Origin of the sequence: Saccharopolyspora spinosa NRRL 18395 (genome assembly GCF_000194155.1) — a bacterium.
GTDB classification, from domain to species: Bacteria; Actinomycetota; Actinomycetes; order Mycobacteriales; family Pseudonocardiaceae; genus Saccharopolyspora; species Saccharopolyspora spinosa.
The window spans coordinates 341,882-362,800 of sequence record NZ_GL877879.1; the positions used below are offsets into that span (position 1 = coordinate 341,882).

12 protein-coding genes and 2 pseudogenes are annotated in these 20,919 nt (G+C 69.8%); 11 read left to right on the top strand and 3 right to left on the bottom strand.

The annotated features are described in order from the left end of the window. Nucleotides 1-45: 45 nt before the first annotated feature. Entirely contained in the window at nt 46-588 is a 543-nt protein-coding gene (locus tag SSPN_RS0120690; protein WP_010308054.1) for a YceI family protein, read from the top strand. 327 nt (nt 589-915) lie between these two features. Here the strand turns inward: SSPN_RS0120690 and SSPN_RS60075 are convergent. Next, nucleotides 916-1,477, bottom strand: a pseudogene (locus SSPN_RS60075) (PLP-dependent transferase). Nucleotides 1,478-2,150: 673 nt separating this feature from the next. On the opposite strand from SSPN_RS60075, the gene SSPN_RS44795 reads away from it, so the two are divergent. From SSPN_RS44795 to SSPN_RS57765, 3 genes are all read left to right on the top strand, one after another. Continuing rightward, nucleotides 2,151-2,738, top strand: coding sequence for a M23 family metallopeptidase (locus tag SSPN_RS44795; protein WP_083821986.1), 588 nt, complete (start codon nt 2,151-2,153; stop codon nt 2,736-2,738). 300 nt (nt 2,739-3,038) lie between these two features. Next, the gene (locus SSPN_RS0120705; protein ID WP_010308067.1) at nt 3,039-3,851 is read left to right on the top strand and encodes an SLATT domain-containing protein; all 813 of its coding nucleotides are present in this window, start codon (nt 3,039-3,041) and stop codon (nt 3,849-3,851) included. Between the two features lie 164 nt (nt 3,852-4,015). Then, a complete protein-coding gene (locus SSPN_RS57765) occupies nt 4,016-4,756 on the top strand; it encodes a hypothetical protein (RefSeq protein WP_010308072.1) in 741 nt (246 codons plus the stop codon). A gap of 549 nt (nt 4,757-5,305) precedes the next feature. Here SSPN_RS57765 and SSPN_RS0120715 read toward each other — a convergent pair. Next, a complete protein-coding gene (locus SSPN_RS0120715) occupies nt 5,306-7,921 on the bottom strand; it encodes a PEP/pyruvate-binding domain-containing protein (RefSeq protein ID WP_010308076.1) in 2,616 nt (871 codons plus the stop codon). 154 nt (nt 7,922-8,075) lie between these two features. Here SSPN_RS0120715 and SSPN_RS0120720 point away from each other — a divergent pair, with 154 nt between their 5' ends. Continuing rightward, nucleotides 8,076-8,321, top strand: coding sequence for a hypothetical protein (locus tag SSPN_RS0120720; RefSeq protein WP_010308080.1), 246 nt, complete (start codon nt 8,076-8,078; stop codon nt 8,319-8,321). A 193-nt stretch (nt 8,322-8,514) separates the two neighbouring features. After that, nucleotides 8,515-10,134 (top strand): MDR family MFS transporter, encoded by a 1,620-nt coding sequence (locus SSPN_RS0120725; RefSeq protein WP_010308082.1) that lies wholly within the window; start codon nt 8,515-8,517, stop codon nt 10,132-10,134. Between the two features lie 185 nt (nt 10,135-10,319). Here the strand turns inward: SSPN_RS0120725 and SSPN_RS0120730 are convergent, their stop codons facing one another. Further along, the gene (locus SSPN_RS0120730) at nt 10,320-10,808 is read right to left on the bottom strand and encodes an inorganic diphosphatase (protein WP_010308085.1); all 489 of its coding nucleotides are present in this window, start codon (nt 10,806-10,808) and stop codon (nt 10,320-10,322) included. Nucleotides 10,809-10,954: 146 nt separating this feature from the next. Between SSPN_RS0120730 and dacB the strand changes: the two genes are divergently transcribed. From dacB to ftsH, 5 genes and pseudogenes are all read left to right on the top strand, one after another. Then, complete coding sequence (gene dacB, locus SSPN_RS49130) at nt 10,955-15,235, top strand: D-alanyl-D-alanine carboxypeptidase/D-alanyl-D-alanine endopeptidase (RefSeq protein WP_049887644.1); 4,281 nt, start codon at nt 10,955-10,957, stop codon at nt 15,233-15,235. Between the two features lie 166 nt (nt 15,236-15,401). After that, on the top strand, nt 15,402-16,526 hold the full coding sequence (locus tag SSPN_RS0120740; protein WP_010308091.1) for a zinc-dependent metalloprotease: 1,125 nt from the start codon (nt 15,402-15,404) through the stop codon (nt 16,524-16,526). Between the two features lie 86 nt (nt 16,527-16,612). After that, a pseudogene (gene tilS, locus SSPN_RS44810) lies at nt 16,613-17,604 on the top strand (tRNA lysidine(34) synthetase TilS). Between the two features lie 89 nt (nt 17,605-17,693). Further along, nucleotides 17,694-18,248: a hypoxanthine phosphoribosyltransferase gene (gene hpt / locus SSPN_RS0120750; RefSeq protein WP_010308098.1), complete on the top strand. Its 555-nt coding sequence runs from the start codon at nt 17,694-17,696 to the stop codon at nt 18,246-18,248. 226 nt (nt 18,249-18,474) lie between these two features. Continuing rightward, nucleotides 18,475-20,847 carry an ATP-dependent zinc metalloprotease FtsH gene (gene ftsH, locus SSPN_RS0120755; RefSeq protein ID WP_010308102.1) on the top strand — a complete coding sequence of 791 codons (2,373 nt, stop codon included), beginning with the start codon at nt 18,475-18,477 and terminating at the stop codon, nt 20,845-20,847. The last annotated feature ends 72 nt before the right edge of the window (nt 20,848-20,919 follow it).

Consider the following 20,919-nt stretch of genomic DNA (forward strand, 5'->3'; position numbering starts at 1 on the left):
CAGCGCGGTCTCCCTCCGGTGCGGCGAAACCGCGAGATTGGGGCCATGACTGCTGAAACGACCGCACTCCCGCTGACCGCCGGCCGCTGGGCCCTCGACCCGTTCCACTCCTCGGTCGGCTTCTCGATCCGGCACCTGGGCGTGTCGAAGGTGCGCGGCCGCTTCGCCGAGCTCGAGGCCGAACTCGTGGTGGGCGAGACCCTCGACGAGAGCACGATCACCGCCACCGTCTCCGTCGCGTCCATCGACACCGGAAATGCCGACCGCGACGCGCACGTCATCGCCTCCGACCTGCTCGACGTCGAGAAGCGCCCGACCATGACCTTCCGCTCGACCCGGCTGCGCGGCGAAGGCGAGGACTGGTTTCTCGACGGCGAGCTGACCATCGGGGAGGTGACCAAGCCGATCACCTTCGAGGTCGAGTTCGGCGGGATCGGGGACGTCTTCGACGGAAGCCGCCACGCCGGCTTCGAGGCGAACGGCGAGATCCGCCGAAGCGATTACGGCATCAACTTCGGCGCGGGCGAAGCTCTGCTCGGCAACGTGGTGAAGATCCAGCTCGACGTCCAGTTCGTCGAACCGAAGTGACGAGGTCGCGGGGCCGCGAGCCCTTTGGGTTGCTGTAAGAGGCTGTTTTCCGTCATCGTCCTGCGTGGCGGTGCCGGTGGCGGAACCTCAGGCGGTCTGCGGGGATCCCCGATTTTGTGCATGTCCAGTGCGCGGCTTCGGGGACTGGCCTCGCCAAGAGCCCTGACGGGGTGGGCACGGTCTGAGAATCCGCGACCGTGCAGGTTGCGATGGCGGGCTAAGCGCCGCCGGCGCTTCAAAGAAAAGCCCGCCCAACCGCACCCTGGACGATCACTTCGAAAACAGCCTCTGCGGCAGCTCGAAAGCGCTCACGGCCCCGTTGCCGCGTCAGAGGTTCTTCAGGGCTTGGGCGAAGTCGGCGATCAGGTCTTCGCGGTTCTCGATGCCCACGCTGACCCGGACCAGGTCGTCGGTGGTGCCCAGGGATTCCCGGTCTGCTCGGCTCATTCCGGCGTGCGACGTGGCCGCCGGGCGCGTGATCAAGGACTCCACTCCGCCGAGACTTGGTGTGTCGTAGGGGAGTTGCACCGCGTCGATCAGCGCTCGGGCCACTTCCAGCGCTGATTTCCTTTCGTGCGGCGAGGAATTCGGCCAGCGCCAGCGCGTTTTCGTGCTGCGTCAGGACCTTCAGTGCCAGTGTGTTCACACCGCGGGCGAGGACGAAGCCGGCGTGCGGGTCGAGGCTGCCGCCGAAGTGGTTCGAGGTGTTCCGGGCGCGCTCCACGCGTTCCGCCTGGACGACGGTCGCACCGGCCACGATGTCCGAGTGGCCGTTGAGGTACTTCGTCGCGCGGTGCCGGGACAGGTCGAACCCCGTTGCCGTCGGCCGGAAGTTCACCGGCGTCGCTAAGGTGTTGTCGATCAGGCTGACCAGCCCGGAATTAGTCATCAGCGCAGATTCGCGCCTCCCATCCCGGCGAACTTGTCGTGCAAGTACGCCTGCGACGGGGTCGAGTCCCTTGGGCTTCGTCCGCCGCTCGCCACGGTGCACCGCCACCGTCTCGATCCGAGCCACCTGGACCTCCCCGGACGCTTTGCGGGCGTTCGATCCGGCGACTGCGCCGCGCAGCCTCGCCGCCACCCTGAGAACCCTTCCGCCGACTTGTAAGCACTCGATCGATGGATGGTGAGGGCCACCGGTGACTTAGCAAGAGGGCACGGGTGCACCTCGCTCTTAGTCTGATTGGGTGACTACCGGTCGAGTGGTGTGCGGATCGGGGAGGTGACGTCGGCGGCTCGGCCGCGTCCGACACCCTCCGTGATGGCTGGAAGGCTCTTCGGGTTCGGCCCGCGCGCGGTTCACCGGGAATCGTGACCACTGTGGACCGTGCGTGTCCGCGGTGATTTCTTGTGGTGGACCTCCCGACACCTGTGCGCGGGACGCGGCGAATTGTCGGCACGTCATTCCATTGAGCCAATTCCGAAATGCATTTCCGGCGCGGTTCGGATGCAATCTTTCCGAACCGCCCGGACGTCGGTTTCGGAATGCCCGGCGTCCGAACGCGGAATTCGGCCCGGCCGTCGCGCGAATAACCGTGGACGGCGGGAGGAGTGGAAACGCGATGGCAATGCGACATAATACGGTGATCGCCGGACTGGTCGGACTGGTCGTGGGCAGCGTGCTCGGCGCCGCTGGTGCCCTGGCGGCCCCGGCTGTGCAGGATGACCAGCCGAAACGCGCGGCGATCGGCCTGGGATTCGCCGCCGACTTCGCCGCGAAGCTGCCCACTGAGCCCGATCCACCTGCTGCTCCAGTAGCGGAATGGGTGTCGCCAGCGGACGGCGAGATCAGCAGTCGCTTCGGTGGGCGCTGGGGCGAGATGCACAACGGTGTCGACATCGCCAACGACATCGGCACCCCGATCCGCGCGGCGTCGACGGGCATCGTCATCGATTCCGGTCCGGCGAGCGGTTATGGCATGTGGATCAGAATTGCGCACCGCGACGACGTCGTTTCGATTTACGGGCACATCGACGAGGACTTCGTCTCGGTCGGACAACGGGTTCAGGCCGGGGAGTTGATCGCGACGATGGGCGATCGCGGCGAATCGACCGGGCCGCACCTGCACTTCCAGATCGAGGTGGCCGGGCGGCCGGTGGATCCGGAGGAGTTCTACCGCGACGCGGACGCCGAGTTGACGGGTCGGTAGGCCTTTCGTGTGTTCTCGACGGCGAGTCGACGCCCGATTGGTGGACCCGGTTGACCCGTCCGCGTGCGGCGCTGCCAGAGTGGCGGACCCCGGACACCGCCAACCGATGTCCGGCGTGCACCACTGGCTGTTATCACTGCCCATTATCGAACTGCGAGCGGCGTGCGAACCCAGCAGTGATCACCCGGTGCATCCGGCAATGGACCGATCGGCCGAGCAGATCATCACCCTCCCGGCCGATTGTCGTGGTGCGCCGGGAGCTACTTCGATCGCATTAACGCGCCGGAAGGATTCGATGTGATGGAGCGAGTGGATACGGCCGGAATCGTCGGCGGCGGAGTGCTCGCCGGGGACCGCCAGCCGCCGGACTGGGAACGCCGGATCGCCGAGCGGTCCGAACAGCATTACCGCGCCCGGATGGTGCAGCGGCTCCTGCTGGCCTGGGCGGTGCCGGGCAACCTGTTGCTGATCGGCACCGCCGCGATGGCGCTGTCGTTATGGGTGTCCGCAATACCGGCGGGGGTGGTTTTCGCGCTGGCCGTGGCCTCGATGGCGGCGTCGGCGAGATTCGTCTACCAGCAGCACTTTAAGGTTCGCGCGGTGGAGTCAGAACTGCGCGCGCTCGAATACGCGTACCGCGAGAACATGCTGGACGAACTGGGGTCCGGGGATCTGCTGGGTACGCACAGGCGCTACCGGGCGCAGCTGCCGGATCTCGTCGAGCGCTACCGGGGCGAGGCCCGGCGGGACCGCTCGAAGGACAACGTCCTGCAGGCGGTGGTCATCGGCGGCTCGATCATCGCCGCGACGGTGGCGGCGGTATCGGTGTCCGTTGTGGACGCACGGTGGGTCGCGGTGGCGTTGTGCCTGGTCGTCGCGGTGGCCGCGGCATTCGCCGGGCACGCGAAGTTCCGGGACCGGGCGGTCGCGTGCCAGCAGACCGCCGACGCGTTGGACCGCGAGTACGAGTCGGTCGAGCTGCGGGTCGGTCGGTACCGCCGGTTCGACAGCGAGCACGAGGCCTATGCGGAATTCGCCGACGCGGTCGAGGCGCTGCGAGCCGAACAGGTGCGCCGGTTGCCCTCAACCGCAGGGGAGGGGATCGGTCAGTAATCACTCCCATGTCGTGCTCCACGAAAGCGTGGAGAATTAGGCAAATAATGATCACTGGTTGTCTACATTCCCCACTTATGCGATCGCTGAATGGTGGTGAGTGATCCTTCCGTAATCTCCGGCGCGGCGCACAGGAATCGGCCTGTGCAGAGAGGAGCAATGCGATGAAGCGCACTCTTACCGCAGCGGCCGCTGTGTTGGTCGGCGGCGCTGGCGCGGTCGGCTTCGCCGCTGCCGCGAACGCGGCCGAGATCCCGCAGCTGCCCGCTGAGCTGCCCACCGACAGCAACCTCGCGCAGACCACGTACCACGTCGCGGGCACGCTTGCCTCCGCGCAGCAGGCCGTGGGCGACGTCGTCCCGGTCGAGAAGCAGCTCACCGGGCGCAGCAACGCCGGCGGCCCGCTCGACGGCGTGCTTGGCGGCGTCGGCGTGCTCGGCGACAGCAACCCGGTCACGGGCCTGCTCGGCGGTGTGACCGGCGGCAAGAGCCTCGACACCGCCGCGCTGCCGGTGGGCGACGTCGTCCCCGCCGTGGCGGTCAGCCCGGTCGCCAGGCACGGCGGCCCGGTCAACGAGCTGCCGGCCGGCTTGGGCTCGGTGCTGGACAGCACCCAGGTGGGCGCGCCGCAGACCAAGCCCGCGCAGCTGCCGCCCGCGCCGCAGGAGGTCAACCTGGTGGGCGAGACGGTGCACGGCGTGGTGGCCGGTTCCCCGGTCGCTTCGACGCTGCCGGCGGCGAGGAGCGGCAGCGCTGGACGGTGTGACCGACACCCTCCCGGTCGGCAAGGTCGCCCCGGACACGACGCTGCGGTCGGCAAGGTCGCCCCGGACACGACGCTGGACAAGGTCAACGACGTGGCCAGCCACGGCCCGCTCGGTGGCGTCAACCAGCTCGGCGGCTGATCGGCCCGGCGGTCCTCCACGCCGAAACAGAACGACACCGGAAGTGACGGCCCGGCAACACGGTCGACCCCAGCGCAGCTCACCCCGCTGGAACAGCGGGTTTCCCCCGCCGACGGCGCCCCCGAACGGACTCGATGGCCCCCGCCGGAACCGGCAGGGGCCATCACCACGTAGGCCCCCGGTTGTAGCTGATCAGCCGCCGTGAGTGCTTTTCGGTGCTGCAGCGACTGCTTTCACTCTCGTTCTGTGTGGCGCTGCGGGTGGCGGAACCTCAAACGCCACCTGGAATGCGGGATCCCCGATTTGCGGGACCAGAATTACGCGGCTTCGGGACTTCAAAGACAAGAGCCCGCACTACCGCACCTTGGTCGATCACTTCCAAAACGCTCTATGGCCCCAACCGCGCTCACGGGCGTTGACCAGCGGGAACGGAGCTGCGGGGAGGGGAGGAGCCGCTCCGGGGATGGCTGGGTGGCGGTTTCGCGTGAAATCGCCACCCAGCCCGCGTCCAGCAGTCGATTCCGTGCCCGAGCGGGGCGATCGCCGGGCTCACCGGTCTAGTTCGACGGTGCCAGTGGCGCCGTGGACGGTTATCCGCTGGCCGTCAGTGATTCGGGTCGTGGCTTCCGGAACTCCCACCACGGCGGGGATTCCGTACTCCCGGGCCACCGTCGCGCCGTGCGAGTTCGGCCCGCCCATCTCCATCACCAGGCCGCCCGCGGTCAGGAACAGCGGCGTCCAGCCGGGATCCGTGGACGGCGCCACCAAGATCTCGCCGAGGGCGAGCCGCGCGCGGACCGGGTCGCGCACCACTCGTGCCGTCCCGGTCACGGTGCCCGCCGAAGCCGATGTCCCGATCAGCTGACCGTCGACCGCCGGCGTGGGCAGCGTCGCCTCGGGTTCGGTGCCGTCTGAGAGCAGCACCCGCGGCGGGTGCCGGCGCCGCAGTTCGCGTTCGTGGGTTTCTCGTTGCTGTGCCACCAGATTCCGGTGATCGGCGCCCGAGACCGCCTCGGCGAGCTCGTCGTAGTCGAGGAAGAACACGTCCTCCGCGCGCTCCAGGCGACCGGTGGAGGCGAGTTCCCGGCCGACGGCCAGCAGGTGCTTGCGGGCGTTCGCGATCGCCAGCACGATGCAGTACTTCGGCATTTCGCGGAGCCCGGCGAGCTGCCGCACCCTGTCCATCGCGAAGCCGACGACCCGAGCCCGCAGCGGGTTCTTGAGCCGGGACACGATCTCGGCGGCCATCCGCTCCGCGTCGGCCACCCCGCGCCGGTACTGCTCGTCTGCGTCGTGGCCGCTTTCGCCGGTCTGCACGTAGTTCGCGACGAGCCCGAGCACGTGCGCCGGGGCCTCGGACCAGCGCGGAACCCCGATGTCGATCTCCGCCACTGTCCGATGCCCGTAGCGCTCGAGGAACGCATCGAGTTCATTTTGGACTTCTACCGGCAGCTTCCGGGACTGGTAGTGCTCGGCGAGCTCGTCGATGGAGGATCCGGCGAACAGCCGGGCGGTTTCGGGATCCCGGCGGGCGAGCTGCGCGATCCCCCAAAGTTCCAGGTCCATCTCGGTGGTGACGTTGTGCGGGATGCCGCGCAGCACGATCTGCACTTCTTCGGCGGTGGCGGCCTTGCCCGCCAGCTTCGGGAGCAGTCGGCTGAGGACGAGAGCGGGCAGCATCCTCGGCGGGATCTGCGCGATTCGCGGGACCGCGATCTCCGTGACGCTCCGCCGCGCCGCGGCCAGCCGCTCCCGAGCGGAGGACGGCTCGGGGCCGGCGGCCAGCTCCGCCCGGATTTCCCGGACCATGCCGAAGATCCGCTCGCGAGCGCGCTTGGGGTCGCGCAGCGTGCGCATCGCCTCGATCGGCGCCTTGGTGCGCGCGAAGATCCCGGCGAGCCGGCGCAGCAGCGGCCACGGCACCTTCGGATCCAGCGGCAGGCGCGGGTCGTCGAGCAGCGACTCGAAGACCTTTCCGGTGCGGGCTTCGGCCATCGCGAACACCTTGGGGGCCACGGCGCGGCCGATCTTGTTCCGGGTCATGCTGGTGATGTCGGCGAACAGCCAACCGTCGGCCTGCCGCCACAGCTTCGGCCGCGGTCCGTCGGTCGGGATGCCGAGGTTGCGCATGAGGTTGTTGAACGTCAGTGCCAGCGTCGCCGCCCCCATCGGCGTGATCGGCCGGTAGACGCCCTGCGCGACGTTGATCGACAGGTAGACGTGCAGGCCGTCGTGCGGTTCGGCAGGCAGCGGGAACAGCGTGGTGATCGGCCGAGACTGGGTCAGCCACGTGGTGCCGTCGCCGTCGATGGCCCACTCGATGTCCTGCGGCCCGCCGCAGTGCCGCGCCACTTCCGAACCCAGCGCGGCGAGCCCGCAGGCCTGATCATCCGTTATCGAAGGCTGATTTCCCTGCTGCGCAACGGTTTCCGTGCCGCCGCCGGGCTTCGGGTGGACGCTGGTGGGCTTGTCCCCGAGCCGCCGCGCGGTGATCCGGCCGGACTCCACCGCGAAGTGGTCCGGGGTGACCGCGCCGGACACCACCGATTCGCCGAGTCCGGTGTTCGCGTCGATCACGGTTTCGGTTCGCCGTCCGGTGACCGGGTTCGCGGTGAACAGCACGCCGGCCGCCGTCGCGTCGACCATGCGCTGCACGACCACCGCCAGCCGCACCGCGCGGTGGTCGATGTCGTTGGCCGCCCGGTAGGCCACCGCCCGGTCCGTCCACAGTGAACTCCAGCAGCGGCGCACGGCGTCCAGCAGCGCCGCCTCGCCGATGACGTTCAGGTAGGTGTCCTGCTGGCCGGCGAAGCTGGCGTGCGGTAGGTCCTCGGCGGTGGCGGACGAACGCACCGCCACCGGCGCGTCCGGGCCGAGTTCGGCGTAGGCGGCGGTGATCGCGGCGGCCAGCTCGGCGGGGATTTCGGCGTCGGCGAGCCGGTAGCGGATCTCGGCTGCCGACCCGGGCAACCGGTCGATCAGGTCGCCGGTGAGTTCGCGGCAGACCTCGTCGTAGGCGAGCGTGCTGATGCAGAAGCCGGGTGGCACCCGGAATCCCGCCGCCGACAGCTCGCCCAGGTTGGCGGCCTTGCCGCCGGCCAGCTCGCCGTCGCTCGCGCCGATCTCGCCGAGGTCGAGCAGGACCCGGGTCTCTAGCGTGCTCATGGCCAACCTCCCGCGCCGTTGCAAGCAAGGTAGCGCGGAGCGGACCAAGAAATCAACGTGCGTTGAATTTATGTTGGACAATTGGGTGATGCTGGCGATCGCCGCATCACGTGCCGGGCGGAGCGCCATTCCGCTCCCGCGAGGAGGGAGCGGGATGCATTGGTGGATGGTGCCGCTGGCGACGATGTCCGGTCTGGTCGTGCTGGCTCCGGCGATCTGCAGGCACCTGCGCCGGCGGTGGGTGGTGGTGGTGCGGGTGTGGGCCGAGCTGGCCTGGTTCTACCAACCGCGATCGCCGCGCGAGCGGTGCGAGCGGTTCACGCCGGGCAGCGGGAAGCGCGCCTCGACGGTCGTCGTGCTGCGCCGGTCCGGTGGCACTGCCTTGGCGACGCCCAGATAGGCGGGTGCGCGTCGGCGCTGACGTGGCCCAAGGCACAGGAAACGAAGTTGCCTCGTATTTGTTCGCAGGCCATAGTTGATCCCGGCAACTAGTTGAGTGCTGCACGCAAATTCCTGGGGGTGTTCGTGCCGCAGCGCTCCCGCCGGACTCGCCCGTCGGCGCATCACGAGGAGCACCCCTGAAGGGGAAAACCATGTCGGAAACGGCTGTGCCAACTGCGCAGACCGCCGGATCCGCGCTGAGCCACCGCCAGATCCTGACCGTGCTCACCGGCCTGATGCTGGGCATGTTCCTGGGCGCGCTCGACCAGACCATCGTCAGCTCGGCGGTCCGCGTTGTCGCCGACCAGCTGCACGGGCAGACCGCGCAAGCCTGGGTCACCACCGCATACCTCATCACGGCGACCATCACCACGCCGCTGTACGGCAAGCTCTCCGACATCTACGGCCGCAAGCCGCTGTACCTGACCGCGATCTCGCTGTTCCTGGTCGGTTCGCTGCTGTGCGGGATGGCGAACTCGATCTACGAGCTCGCCGCGTTCCGCGCCATCCAGGGCCTCGGCGGCGGTGGCCTGATGTCGCTGGCGCTGACGATCATCGCGGACCTGCTCCCCGCCCGGCAGCGCAGCCGCTACCAGGGCTACTTCATGGCGGTGTTCGGCACCTCCAGCGTGATCGGGCCGGTGATCGGTGGCCTGTTCGCCGGCATGGACAGCTTCCTAGGCATCGACGGCTGGCGCTGGGTGTTCCTGGTGAACCTGCCGGTCGGGCTGGCCGCGCTGGCCGTCGTCGCGAAGGTGCTCAACGTGGCGACCGAACGCGTCCGGCACCGGATCGACTACGTGGGCGCGGCGGCGCTGGTCGTGCTGCTGGTGCCGCTGCTGACCGTCGCCGAGCAGGGCCGCGAGTGGGGTTGGCTGTCGTCGACCTCGCTGGCCATGTACGCCATCGGCGCGGTCGGGCTGCTGCTGTTCGTCGTCGCAGAGCGCCGGATGGGAGCCGAGGCGCTGCTGCCGCTGCGGATGTTCCGGCAGTCGTCGTTCCGGATGGGCAACCTGCTCAACTTCCTGGTCGGCATCGGCATGTTCGGCGGGCTGAGCTCGGTGCCGCTGTACCTGCAGATCGTCAAGGGTCTGAGCCCGACCGAGGCGGGGCTGATGCTGCTGCCGATGACCGCCGGGATCATGGTCGCGACCGGCGTCGTCGGCAAGCTGATCGCCAAGACGGGCCGGCTGAAGATCTTCCCGATCATCGGTGCCGCTTTCATGGCCACCTCGCTGTTCTTGTTCAGCCTGATCGGGGTGGACACGTCGCTGGTCCAGGTGGGGCTGACGGCGGTGGTGATGGGCTGCGGGCTGGGCATGCTCATGCAGACCCTGACGCTCGTGGTGCAGACCGGCGCCACCCCGCGCGACATGGGCGTGGCGACGGCGTCGGTGAACCTGTTCCGGCAGACCGGCGGCACCGTCGGCGCGACGGCGTTCCTGTCGGTGCTGTTCAGCACGGTCGGCGGCCGGATCGCGGATGCTACGCAAGCGGCGTTCGCCACGCCGGAGTTCACCGCGGCGCTGCGCGACCCGGAGGTGCTGGCGAACCCGGTGAACCGGTCGTTCGCCGAAGCTATGCAGCAAGGTGGTGGGGCCGGCCTCGACATCAACGACACGTCGTTCCTGTACGGCCTGGACCCGCGGCTGGCGCGGCCGATCCTGGAGGGCTTCGCCAGTTCGATGGACACGGTGTTCTTCGTCGGTGGCTGCGTGGTCCTGGTCGCCTTCGCCTTCACCTGGCTGCTCCGCGACATCCGCCTGGACTGACTGGAATGATCTGTCCCCAGATTTGTCCACAGAAAGCTCAGTTATCCCCAGGCCTGTGGACAAGTTCACGAAGTGCCTGGTCAGGTCCTGTGAGCGGGGATGCCCAGAAGCGCTCACGGACTCGGTGCTCCACAAGTGAAAGGGCCCTCACCGCATCCAGCGCGGCGAGGGCCCGGGGCGGTGGTTCAGTGCCCCTGTTCCTTGGCCCGCTCGTACGAGCGCTTGATCTCCGCTTCGGCCTCGGTGCGGCCGACCCACGTCGCGCCCTCCACGCTCTTGCCCGGTTCCAGGTCCTTGTACACCTCGAAGAAGTGCTGGATCTCCAGCCTGTAGAACTCGGCGAGGTGGTGGATGTCGCGCAGGTGCTCCTGCCGCGGGTCGTCCGAGGGAACGCAGATGACCTTGTCGTCGCCGCCCTTCTCGTCGCGCATCCGGAACATGCCGATGGCGCGCGACTTGATCAAGCAGCCGGGGAACGTCGGTTCCTGGACCAGGACCAGCGCGTCCAACGGGTCGCCGTCCTCGCCGAGGGTGTCCTCGACGAACCCGTAGTCTGCCGGGTACTGGGTGGCGGTGAACAGCGTCCGGTCGAGACGGATTCGCCCCGTCTCGTGGTCCACCTCGTACTTGTTCCGGTTCCCCTTGGGGATCTCGATCGTGACGTCGAAGTCCACGCGGTTCCTCACTCGTCTTGCGTCGGATGCAGCCGGCCGCTCGCGCGTGCGACCACGTCTAGTGTGGACCACGGCAGCTCTCCGGGCCCCACCGCAGTGCGGGAGCTCGCAATTTGGAAGTCTGGCGAACCGTCGAGGAGGAGCACGTGCCCGAACCCCAGAACAGCGGGGGTGAGGTGTCCGAACCCGACGTCCGTGCGTCAACATCGGATAGCGAGAGCCCGACCCGAACCGATGCGTCGTCCCCGGACGGCTCGCAGCCGGACCGGCCTGCCGGAGACCAAGCCGCGGAGACGTCGGAGACCACCCCGCCCCGGACCGGAACCAGCCCGCCGACCGACGCCGTGACTTCGTCGAACGCCGCGGAATCCGAGGTCGCGGAGGCGAGCGGCGCGCCCCGGAAGCCGGCGGCGCGGGCCGATGCCGATGAGACCACGGACACAGCCGCTGCGGCCGAGTCGTCGGAGGCAGCGACGGACTCGCCGGGCGAGACCGCCCGGCTGAAGACCGTTGATCGTGCTCCTGGCGGGGAGCGGGGCCGCGACAGCGCCGATCAGCCGGACGCCGAGGATTCCCCTTCACCGCAGGACGGTGCCGACTCCGAGCAGGCTGCCGTGCAGCAGACCGCCCGGCCGACGACCGTTGACGCCGAGGCCGACGGCACCGTCGAGGCCAAGGGGGCGGAGAAGGCCGACGCGGTCCAGGCGACCCAGCCGCCTGCAGCCGACGGTGTCGGCACTGCGTCCGCGAAGGACGCTGTGGCCAGCGCGTCGAAGCCCGTCGCGGGAAGCCTCGGCGGAGAACCGGCGATGCCGACGTCCGCATCCGATGCGGCCGAGGCTGATGGCCCGCCGGCCGAGGACCGGTCCGGACAAGGGGCTGGCGCCGATGACTCCGGAGAAGAGGTTGACGAAGCCGCCTCGAAGGCGGAGTCCGGCGAGCAGACCGATGGCGAGGTCGATCCCGGCGGCAAGTCCGAAGACAAGGCCGGCAACGCTGGCGAGGAGGCCGACGGCGGCAAGGCCGGCGCCTTGGCCGACGGCGAGTCCGGCGAGAAGGCCGAGAACCCGGGCACTGCTTCCGCTTCCGGCGCGGAGGCCAGCAGCGCGCCCCGCGGCACGGTCGAGGCCGCCGGAGCTGCAGCTGCACCCGAACGCGCTGAGAACGCAGCGGCCGTCGAGTCCGACGCCGCTGCCGGAGATTCCGAAGCGACAGCGGTTTCCGGCGCGGACTCTGGAACGGAAACCGGGGCGGACGCCGGAACGGCGGCTGAGTCCGCAGAGACGACCGCTGCCGCCGAAAGTTCCGACGCGGCAGCGACTTCCGGCTCCGACACCGAACGGGCCCCAAAAGAGGATTCCGGCGCGGACACCGAACCAGAAGCAGAAACCGGCGCGGAAGTCGAACTTGAAGCGGATTCCGGCGCTGACGCGGAGTCCGCAACGGCAGCCGAGTCCACGGTTTCCGGCCCTGACGCAGGATCGGATTCCGGCGCGGACACCGAATCTGGAACGGAAACCGACACGCACACCGGCTCCGACGCGCCTGCCGAAACTGGAACTGCTGCCGAAACTGGAACTGCTGCTGGATCTAACGACGCTGCTGGATCTGGGGCTGCTGCTGGATCTGGGGCGGTAGCCGACGCTGGGACGAAGACTGAACCAGTTCCCGCTGATGGGGCCGAGGGCACTGGTTCCGAGGCGGACGCGGAAGACGCCTCTGGAGCTGGTGCGGAAGCAGCTGCCGGGCCCACTGTCGATGCTGGTGCCGAGCCGGCGGACGATGCTGGTGCCGAGCCGGCCGACGATGCGGAGGCCAGGACCGAAACGGCCGCAGACTCCGGGTCGGCCGGTGCTGGGACCAAGCCGGGAGAAGCTCCCGAGTCAGGAACGCGAACCGACGGCGGTCCTGATTCCCCCAAGGAATCCGCTGAAGCCGCTGTTGGGCCGAAGACCGCGGGTGCCGAATCCGCAACGTCGGCCGAGCCTGCCGGGGAAGCCACGGCAGGGGCCGGGGATGAAACGAGCATTGCCCCGAAAGCTCGTACCGGGGCCAGTACCGGGGCCGCGTCGAGCGAGGAACCCGCTGCTGGGACTTCGCCCGGGGCAGCAGCCGCAGTCGCCGCCGGTGCGGCGGCAGGGACGACGACCGGGCCGGACGCCGGTCGCAAGCCAGGAACGGCGCGCGGCGAAGAGGAACCGGAGCGGGACGACTGGCCGACTGGTGACGAGGTGCCGGATCCGGATGATCGGCCTGGCGACGTAGCGCCGGAGCTGAACGATCGGCCTGCCGGGGGCGAGGAGCCGGAGGCGGATGATCGGCCGACCGGCGACCAGGAGCGCATCGTCGAGCCGCCGGTCACCGCCGTCGAGCTGACGCAGCGGTTCTCGCCGATCACCGATGCGACGCCGCCGCGCAGCAACGTCGAGCAGACCCAGCAGATCAGCCGGGTCGAGCTCGCCGGGCCCGTCGAGCCGCCGCGCATCGACGAGACGCAGCAGATCCCGCGAGTCGCCGCCCGGCCCATCGACTCGACGCAGCAGATCGCGAAGCTCCCGGCGGAGACCGAGGCCGAGAAGACCACTCGGATCGACTTCAAGGACCTCGAAGCGCTGCGCGCCGTGGACCCGGGGCCTGCGACGCAGCACATCAAGCCCGTGCCGCCGGTCGCTCCCGCCGAGCAGACACAGCAGTTCGCCCGGCCGGACTTCGACGGCCCGCCGCCGCGCCCCGCGTCCGCCGCGGACTTCGCGGGCCTGACCGCCCCGCACGCCAAGCCGTCCGACGGTTCGCCGCAGGACTCGGCCGGCCTCACCCCGCCTGCTGCCGCTTCGCCAGCGGACTTCCCTGGCCTGACGCCGCCCCGGGCGCAGCCGCAGCGCATCCCGCCGCAACCCGCTTCGCCGGCGTACTTCGCCGGCCTCGCCGGGGCGAAGCCCGCTTCGCCGGCGGACTTCGCGGGCCTGACCGGATCGCGGGCGCAGCCGCAGCGCATCCCGCCGAGCGCCGAGCCCGTGCCGCCATTGGGCGAAGAACCGCCGAAGGCAGCGCCGCTGCATCGCCGTCGCCGGGGGCTGATCGCGGTCGCCGTGATCGTCGTCGTGCTGCTCGGGGCCGGCATCGCGTTCGGTCCGACGCTGGTCGACGCGCTGCTGAAAGCGCAGCTCGCCGATCCGCCTGCGCCGGTCCGGCTCAACCCGGCGATCAAGCCGCTCGACCAGAACGCGCCGCTGCCCACGAAGGCGGGCCTCGACAACGCTCTCGCCGGAGCGCTGAGCAACCCTGGTCTGGGCACCTTCGCCGGTGTGGTGCTGGACGCCCAGACAGGACAGGTGCTGCGGCAGCAGAACGCCGGTCAGGTGATGGTCCCGGCGTCTACCGGGAAGCTGCTGGCCATGAGCGCGGCGCTGCTCGTCCTGGACCACGACCAGCGGCTCACCACCAAGGTGGTGCGCGGCAGCCAACCGGGCACCGTGGTGCTGGTCGGCGGTGGTGACCTAACGCTGTCCACGCTGCCCGTCGGCAAGGAGTCGGTCTATCCGGGGGCCGCCCGGTTCGACGACCTGATCGCCCAGGCCCGGGCCGCGGCCGGGGGCGACGTGACGTCTGTGCTGGTGGACACCAGCCGGTACACCGGACCCGGCCTCGCGCCGGGCTGGCTGCCGCAGGACGTGGCCGGCGGGATGATGGCGCCGATGGAACCGGTGATGTTGGACGGGGGCCGGGACGACCCGACCAAGGACTACAGCCCCCGGACCTCGACCCCGGCGATGGAGGCCGCGCAGCGGCTCGCCGCCGGGCTCGGCGCGACGCAGGTGTCGAAGGGCGTGGCGCCGCCGAACGCGCAGGTCCTCGCCCAGGTGCAGTCGCCGACCGTGCAGGAGATGGTCGACATCGCGATGCAGCACTCGGACAACTTGCTCGCCGAGGCGCTGGCGCGCGAGGTGGCCATCGCAACCGGCAACGCCCCGTCGTTCGGGGGCTCGGCCAAGGCGGTGCGCGATGTGCTGGCGCAGCACGGCTTCGACGTCACCGGCACGACCATGTCCGACGGCAGCGGGTTGTCCCTGGACGATCGGACCACGCCCAAGCTGCTCTCCGCGCTGCTGGCCTCGGCGACCGCCCCGGCGAGCCCGGAGGGCGGACTGGCACCACAGTCGGCGAAGCTGCGCGGGCTGCTCACCGGGATGCCGATCGCCGGTGGCAGCGGCAGCCTGAGCGACCGTTACGGCGGGAGCCCCGGCCAGGGCTGGGTGCGGGCGAAGACCGGCACCCTGAACGGCGTCAACAGCCTGGCCGGCACGGTGGTGACGAAGGACGGCAGGCTGCTGGTGTTCGCGCTCATGTCCAACGGCACGAGCCCAGCGGTCGCCAGGCCCGCGCTGGACGGCGTGGCCGAAGCCCTGCGCGGCTGCGGCTGCCGCTGACCGACGCACGGATGTTTTCGCAGGTCAGGCACCGTGAGTGCGCTCGGGCGCGATGGCGCCCACCACCACGCGCGGTCATTGACCAGCAGAAACGGTGCGTGGCTCAGCAGATGTGGCCTCGAAAGTGAGGTACCTGCGGGGCTGTGGGCGGGGTACGGTCGGTCGTGTGAACGCCCGACCTTCCACCCTGTCCCCGTCCCCGGACCGGGGCACCACCGGGGAGCATCGGGCGCTGGACTGGAACGTCGCCGTCGCCACCGCGGTCCGGCTGATGAAGCCGGGGCCGGAGGTGCCCCGGTCGGAAGCCGAGCAGGCGGTGCGCTCGCTGCGGCAGTTCAGCGTCGAAGCCGAATCCCACGTCCGCGAGCTGACCGGCCTGGGCCAGCACCTGCCGATCGCCGAGGGGGACGTCGTCGACCGGCCCGCCTGGGTGCGCGGCGCCGCGGACGGCCTCGCCGAACTCACCGACGCCGCACTGTCCACAGCGGACTCTCAGGTGCTGCGGGGCAACGACCTCTTCGGCGGCATCAGCGCGCGCGGCGCGGGGGTGCAGGCCGGGGTGGTGCTCGCCTACCTGGGCGGCAAGGTGCTCGGCCAGTTCGACCCGTACGGCGAATCCGGCGTCGCCGGGCAGCACGGCCGGCTGCTGCTGGTGGCGCCGAACATTGTCGCGGCGCAGAAGTCCCTCGGGGTGCCCGGCGACGACTTCCGGATGTGGGTGTGCCTGCACGAGTCGACGCACCGGCTGCAGTTCAACGCGGTGCCGTGGCTGCGCGAGCACTTCGCGGAAAGCCTGGGCACGCTGCTTGCGGAGATGGAGGGCACGACCGGTGAGCTGCTGACCCGGCTGCCTGCGGTGCTGCGGGAAGCCCGCTCGACCCGCTCCAGCAGCGACTCCAGCCCGGGCATGCTCGGGGTGATCGAGCTGCTGCAGACGCCGAGCCAGCGGGCCGCGCTGGACCGCATCATCGCCATCTCCACGCTGCTGGAAGGCCACGCCGACCACGTGATGGACGCGGTGGGTCCGCGGGTGGTGCCCAGCGTGGCCACCATTCGCCAGCGCTTCACGGAGCGCCGGAAGGGCGGCGGCCTCCTCGACCGGGTGCTGCGCAGCCTGCTCGGGGTGGATGCGAAGATCCGCCAGTACGCGCAGGGCGCGGCGTTCGCCCGGCACGTCGTGGACGCCATCGGGATGGCCGACTTCAACGCGATCTGGACGTCCCCGGACCACCTGCCGACCCGCGCCGAGATCAGCGACCCGGCAGCCTGGATCCGCCGGGTCCACGGCTGACCCGGGTCCGCCGGGAGGGTGACTTCGATTTCAATGGAAATCAGAGGTGCGATTTCCATTGAAATCGCACGCGGGAGAATAGCGGCGTGCCGCCGCCCGATCCCGCCGTCAGCGCCGTTCGCGGCGCGCTCCGGCGCCTGCTCGGCTCCGCCGAGGCGGCGCCGTTTCGCGGCGCTCCGCTGGCGGTCGCGTGCTCCGGCGGCGCGGACTCGCTGGCGCCCGCGCCGCTGCCGCCTCGCACGTCGCTCGCCGCGAGGGCGTCGCGGTGCATGGTCTGGTCGTGGACCACGGGCTCCAGGTCGGCTCCGCCGACGTCGCCGACCGCGCCGCCGAGCAGCTCCGCGGTCTGGGCTGCTCGGCCCGGGTGATCGAGGTCGAGGTCGGGCGCGGCGGTGGGCTTGAGGCTGCTGCACGTCGCGCGCGCTACGCGGCGCTGCGCGCGGAGCGCCCGCCGGGTTCGTTGGTGCTGCTCGGACACACCCTCGATGACCAGGCCGAAACCGTGCTGCTCGGGCTCGGGCGGGGTTCGGGGGCTCGGTCGATCGCCGGGATGCGGCCGGTGGATCCGCCGTGGGCGCGCCCGTTCCTGAGCGTCCGCCGGGCCACGACCGAGGCCGCCTGCGCGGCGCTCGGCCTGGAGCCGTGGCTGGACCCGCACAACTCCGATGCGCGTTTCACGCGTGTGCGGTTGCGCACAGAAGTCCTTCCGCTGCTTGAAGATGCATTGCAGGGCGGGGTGCGGGAGGCGCTCGCGCGCACCGCTCGGCAGCTGCGTGAGGACGCCGACGCGCTGGACTCGCTGGCCGCCGAGGTGCGCGGTCGCGTCGAGGCCGGTGAGGTGCTCGATGCCGTGGCATTGCAGGAAGTTCCGGGCGCGCTGCGGCGCCGGGTGCTGCGGGTGTGGTTACTGGAGCGCGGGATCCCGGAGATCACCGACGAACACCTGCGCGCGGCGGACGCGTTGGTGTCCGACTGGCGCGGCCAAGGCGGGCCCGCCTTGCCAGGCGACTTTGTGCTGCGCCGGGCGCATGGCACGCTTTTGGTGGAAGCGGCGGGTTGCAAGCCGCCGAATGGTTGACGGGACGCCGAGGCGTTCGGTTCGGGCGGCTGGGTTACCAGCGCCGGGAACCGGTGTCCCGTCGATTCGACAAGAGGGGAAGCCGGGCCGTGTACGACGGCGACATCGCTTCTGTGCTCATCACCGAGCAGCAGATCAACGACAAGGTCACCGAGCTGGCAAAGCAGGTCGACGAGGACTACCAGGACGCGGGTGGTGATTTGCTGCTGGTCGGTGTGCTCAAGGGCGCGGTCATGTTCATGACCGACTTCGCGCGGGCGCTGCCCCAGCCGGCCCAGCTGGAGTTCATGGCGGTCAGCTCCTACGGCTCGTCCACCTCGTCGTCCGGCGTGGTGCGCATCCTCAAGGACCTCGACCGGGACATCGCCAACCGGCACGTGCTGATCGTCGAGGACATCATCGACTCCGGGCTGACGCTGTCCTGGCTGTTAAAGAACCTGAGTTCGCGCAATCCCGCCTCGCTGGAGGTGTGCACCCTGCTGCGCAAGCCCGACGCGGTGCAGGTGGACGTCCCGGTGAAGTACGTGGGCTTCGACATCCCGAACGAGTTCGTGGTCGGGTACGGGCTGGACTATGCCGAGCGCTACCGTGACCTGCCTTACATCGGCACGCTCGATCCGAAGGTTTACACGTCCGGCGTGTGAGCCGGGAGCGGCCGGGCAGGCGTGTCCGGTTCGGCCCTCCCGCCCCATTGCGCCCCGGTGGCCGAGTACGCTGAGCGTCCTGCGTCAGCTCGGCATGGTCGTGCCCTCGCATCGGCCGGTACGCTGGTCTGAAGGGGTTGACGGCGATGACGAAGTATGTCTACCAACAGCCGTTGCCCGAAGTGACAGTCAGGGAGGGTCGAGGCCGCCCGACGGCCGCAAGTGAATGGACCGAAAGCGCCTGCTCCGCAACCCGCTGCTGTGGATCCTGACAGCGTTTCTGCTGATCTACGCGTTCAGCGTGCTCTTTGACGAGACTCGCTCCTACCGCGAGGTCTCCACCTCGCAGGCCCTGGAACAGATCGCCCAGGGCAAGGTCAAGGAAGCGACCATCGAGGACAAGGAGCAGCGGGTTCGGCTGACCCTCAACCCCGGCCAAGGCTTCCAGGGCAGCGAACAGCTGATCGCGCAGTACCCGGCCGGTGCCACCGACCAGGTGGTCGCCGAGATCCGCAATGCGCACGTGCCGACGTGGAACACCAAGGTCACCCAGGACTCGTTCTGGGTGCAGATGCTGTTCTACCTCGTCCCGATCGGCCTGCTCGTGCTGCTGCTGATGTGGATGATGAACAACGTCCAGGGCGGCGGTAACCGCGTCCTGAACTTCGGCAAGTCCAAGGCCAAGCAGCTCACCAAGGACATGCCCAAGACGATGTTCTCGGACGTCGCGGGTGCCGACGAGGCCGTCGAGGAACTGCACGAGATCAAGGACTTCCTGCAGAACCCCGGCCGCTACCAGGCCCTCGGTGCCAAGATCCCGAAGGGCGTCCTGCTGTACGGCCCGCCGGGCACCGGTAAGACGCTGCTCGCCCGAGCCGTCGCCGGTGAGGCCGGTGTGCCGTTCTACTCGATTTCCGGTTCCGACTTCGTCGAGATGTTCGTCGGTGTCGGTGCCTCCCGCGTCCGCGACCTGTTCGAACAGGCCAAGCAGAACGCGCCGTGCATCATCTTCGTCGACGAGATCGACGCGGTCGGCCGCCAGCGCGGCGCCGGCCTCGGCGGTGGGCACGACGAGCGGGAGCAGACCCTCAACCAGCTGCTGGTCGAGATGGACGGCTTCGACTCGCGCGGCGGCATCATCCTGATCGCCGCGACGAACCGGCCGGACATCCTGGACCCGGCGCTGCTGCGCCCGGGCCGCTTCGACCGGCAGATCCCGGTGTCCGCGCCGGACATGCGCGGTCGCCGCGCGATCCTGAACGTGCACTCCAAGGGCAAGCCGTTGGCGCAGGACGCTGACCTGGACAGCCTGGCCAAGCGCACCGTCGGGTTCTCCGGCGCCGACCTGGAGAACGTGGTCAACGAGGCCGCCCTGCTCACCGCGCGGGAGAACGGCCAGCTGATCACGGCCGCCGCGCTGGAGGAAGCGGTCGATCGCGTGATCGGCGGCCCGCGCCGGAAGAGCAAGATCATTTCGGAGCGGGACAAGAAGATCACCGCCTACCACGAGGGTGGGCACGCGCTGGCCGCCTGGGCGATGCCCGACCTCGAGCCGGTGTACAAGCTGACGATCCTGCCGCGCGGTCGCACCGGCGGGCACGCCCTCGTCGTCCCCGAAGACGACAAGGACATGATGACCCGCTCGGAGATGATCGCCCGCCTGGTGTTCGCGCTGGGTGGCCGCTCCGCCGAGGAGCTGGTCTTCCACGAGCCGACCACGGGTGCGTCCAGCGACATCGAGCAGGCCACCAAGATCGCCCGCGCGATGGTCACCGAGTACGGCATGACCGCCCGGCTGGGCGCGGTCAAGTACGGCAAGGAAGAGGGTGACCCCTTCCTCGGCCGTACCGCCGGTCAGCAGCCGAACTACTCGCTGGAAGTGGCGCACGAGATCGACGAGGAGGTGCGCCGGCTGATCGAGGCCGCGCACACCGAGGCGTGGGAGGTGCTCAACACCTACCGCGACGTGCTCGACGACGTCGTGCTGGAGCTCATCGACAAGGAGACGCTGAACCGCAAGGACCTGGAGCGGATCTTCGCCCGAGTGCAGAAGCGCCCCAGGATCACCGCGTTCAACGACTTCGGTGGTCGCACTCCGTCGGACAAGCCGCCGATCAAGACCGCTGGCGAGCTGGCCAAGGAGCGCGGCGAGCCGTGGCCCCCGGTCAAGGAGGAGCCGACTCCGACGCCGTCCCCGGCGGGTGCAGCGGGCAACCAGAACGGTGCTCCGCCGCACCACGAGCAGCCGACCCCGGCCGGTGCCGGTGCGGGTGCGCACCAGGGCGCGGTGCAGTTCCAGAACCCGAACCAGGGGCAGCAGCAGTCGGGCCAGCACGGCCAGGTGCCGCAGGCGGTTCCGCCGAACTACGGCGCGCCGCCCGGGTGGACCCCGGCGACCAACCCGTCCGGTTCGAGCTACCCCGGTGGGGGCGGCGGCCAGTACAACTGGACCCCGTCCTGGGAGCGCGGGCAGCAGGCTCCGGCCGAGCACCCGGCACCGCAGCAGGGCGAGCCGAAGGCGGAGGAAGCCCCGCGGCCCAACCCCGAGACGGGCCAGGACTCGGCTCAGGACAACGGCAGCGGCAACTCCAGCCGCTGATCACTCCGGTGCACTCGGCGCCTCCGGGCGCCTCAGCCGGTGGAGGAAAGACAAATTGACCAGCACGGTCGA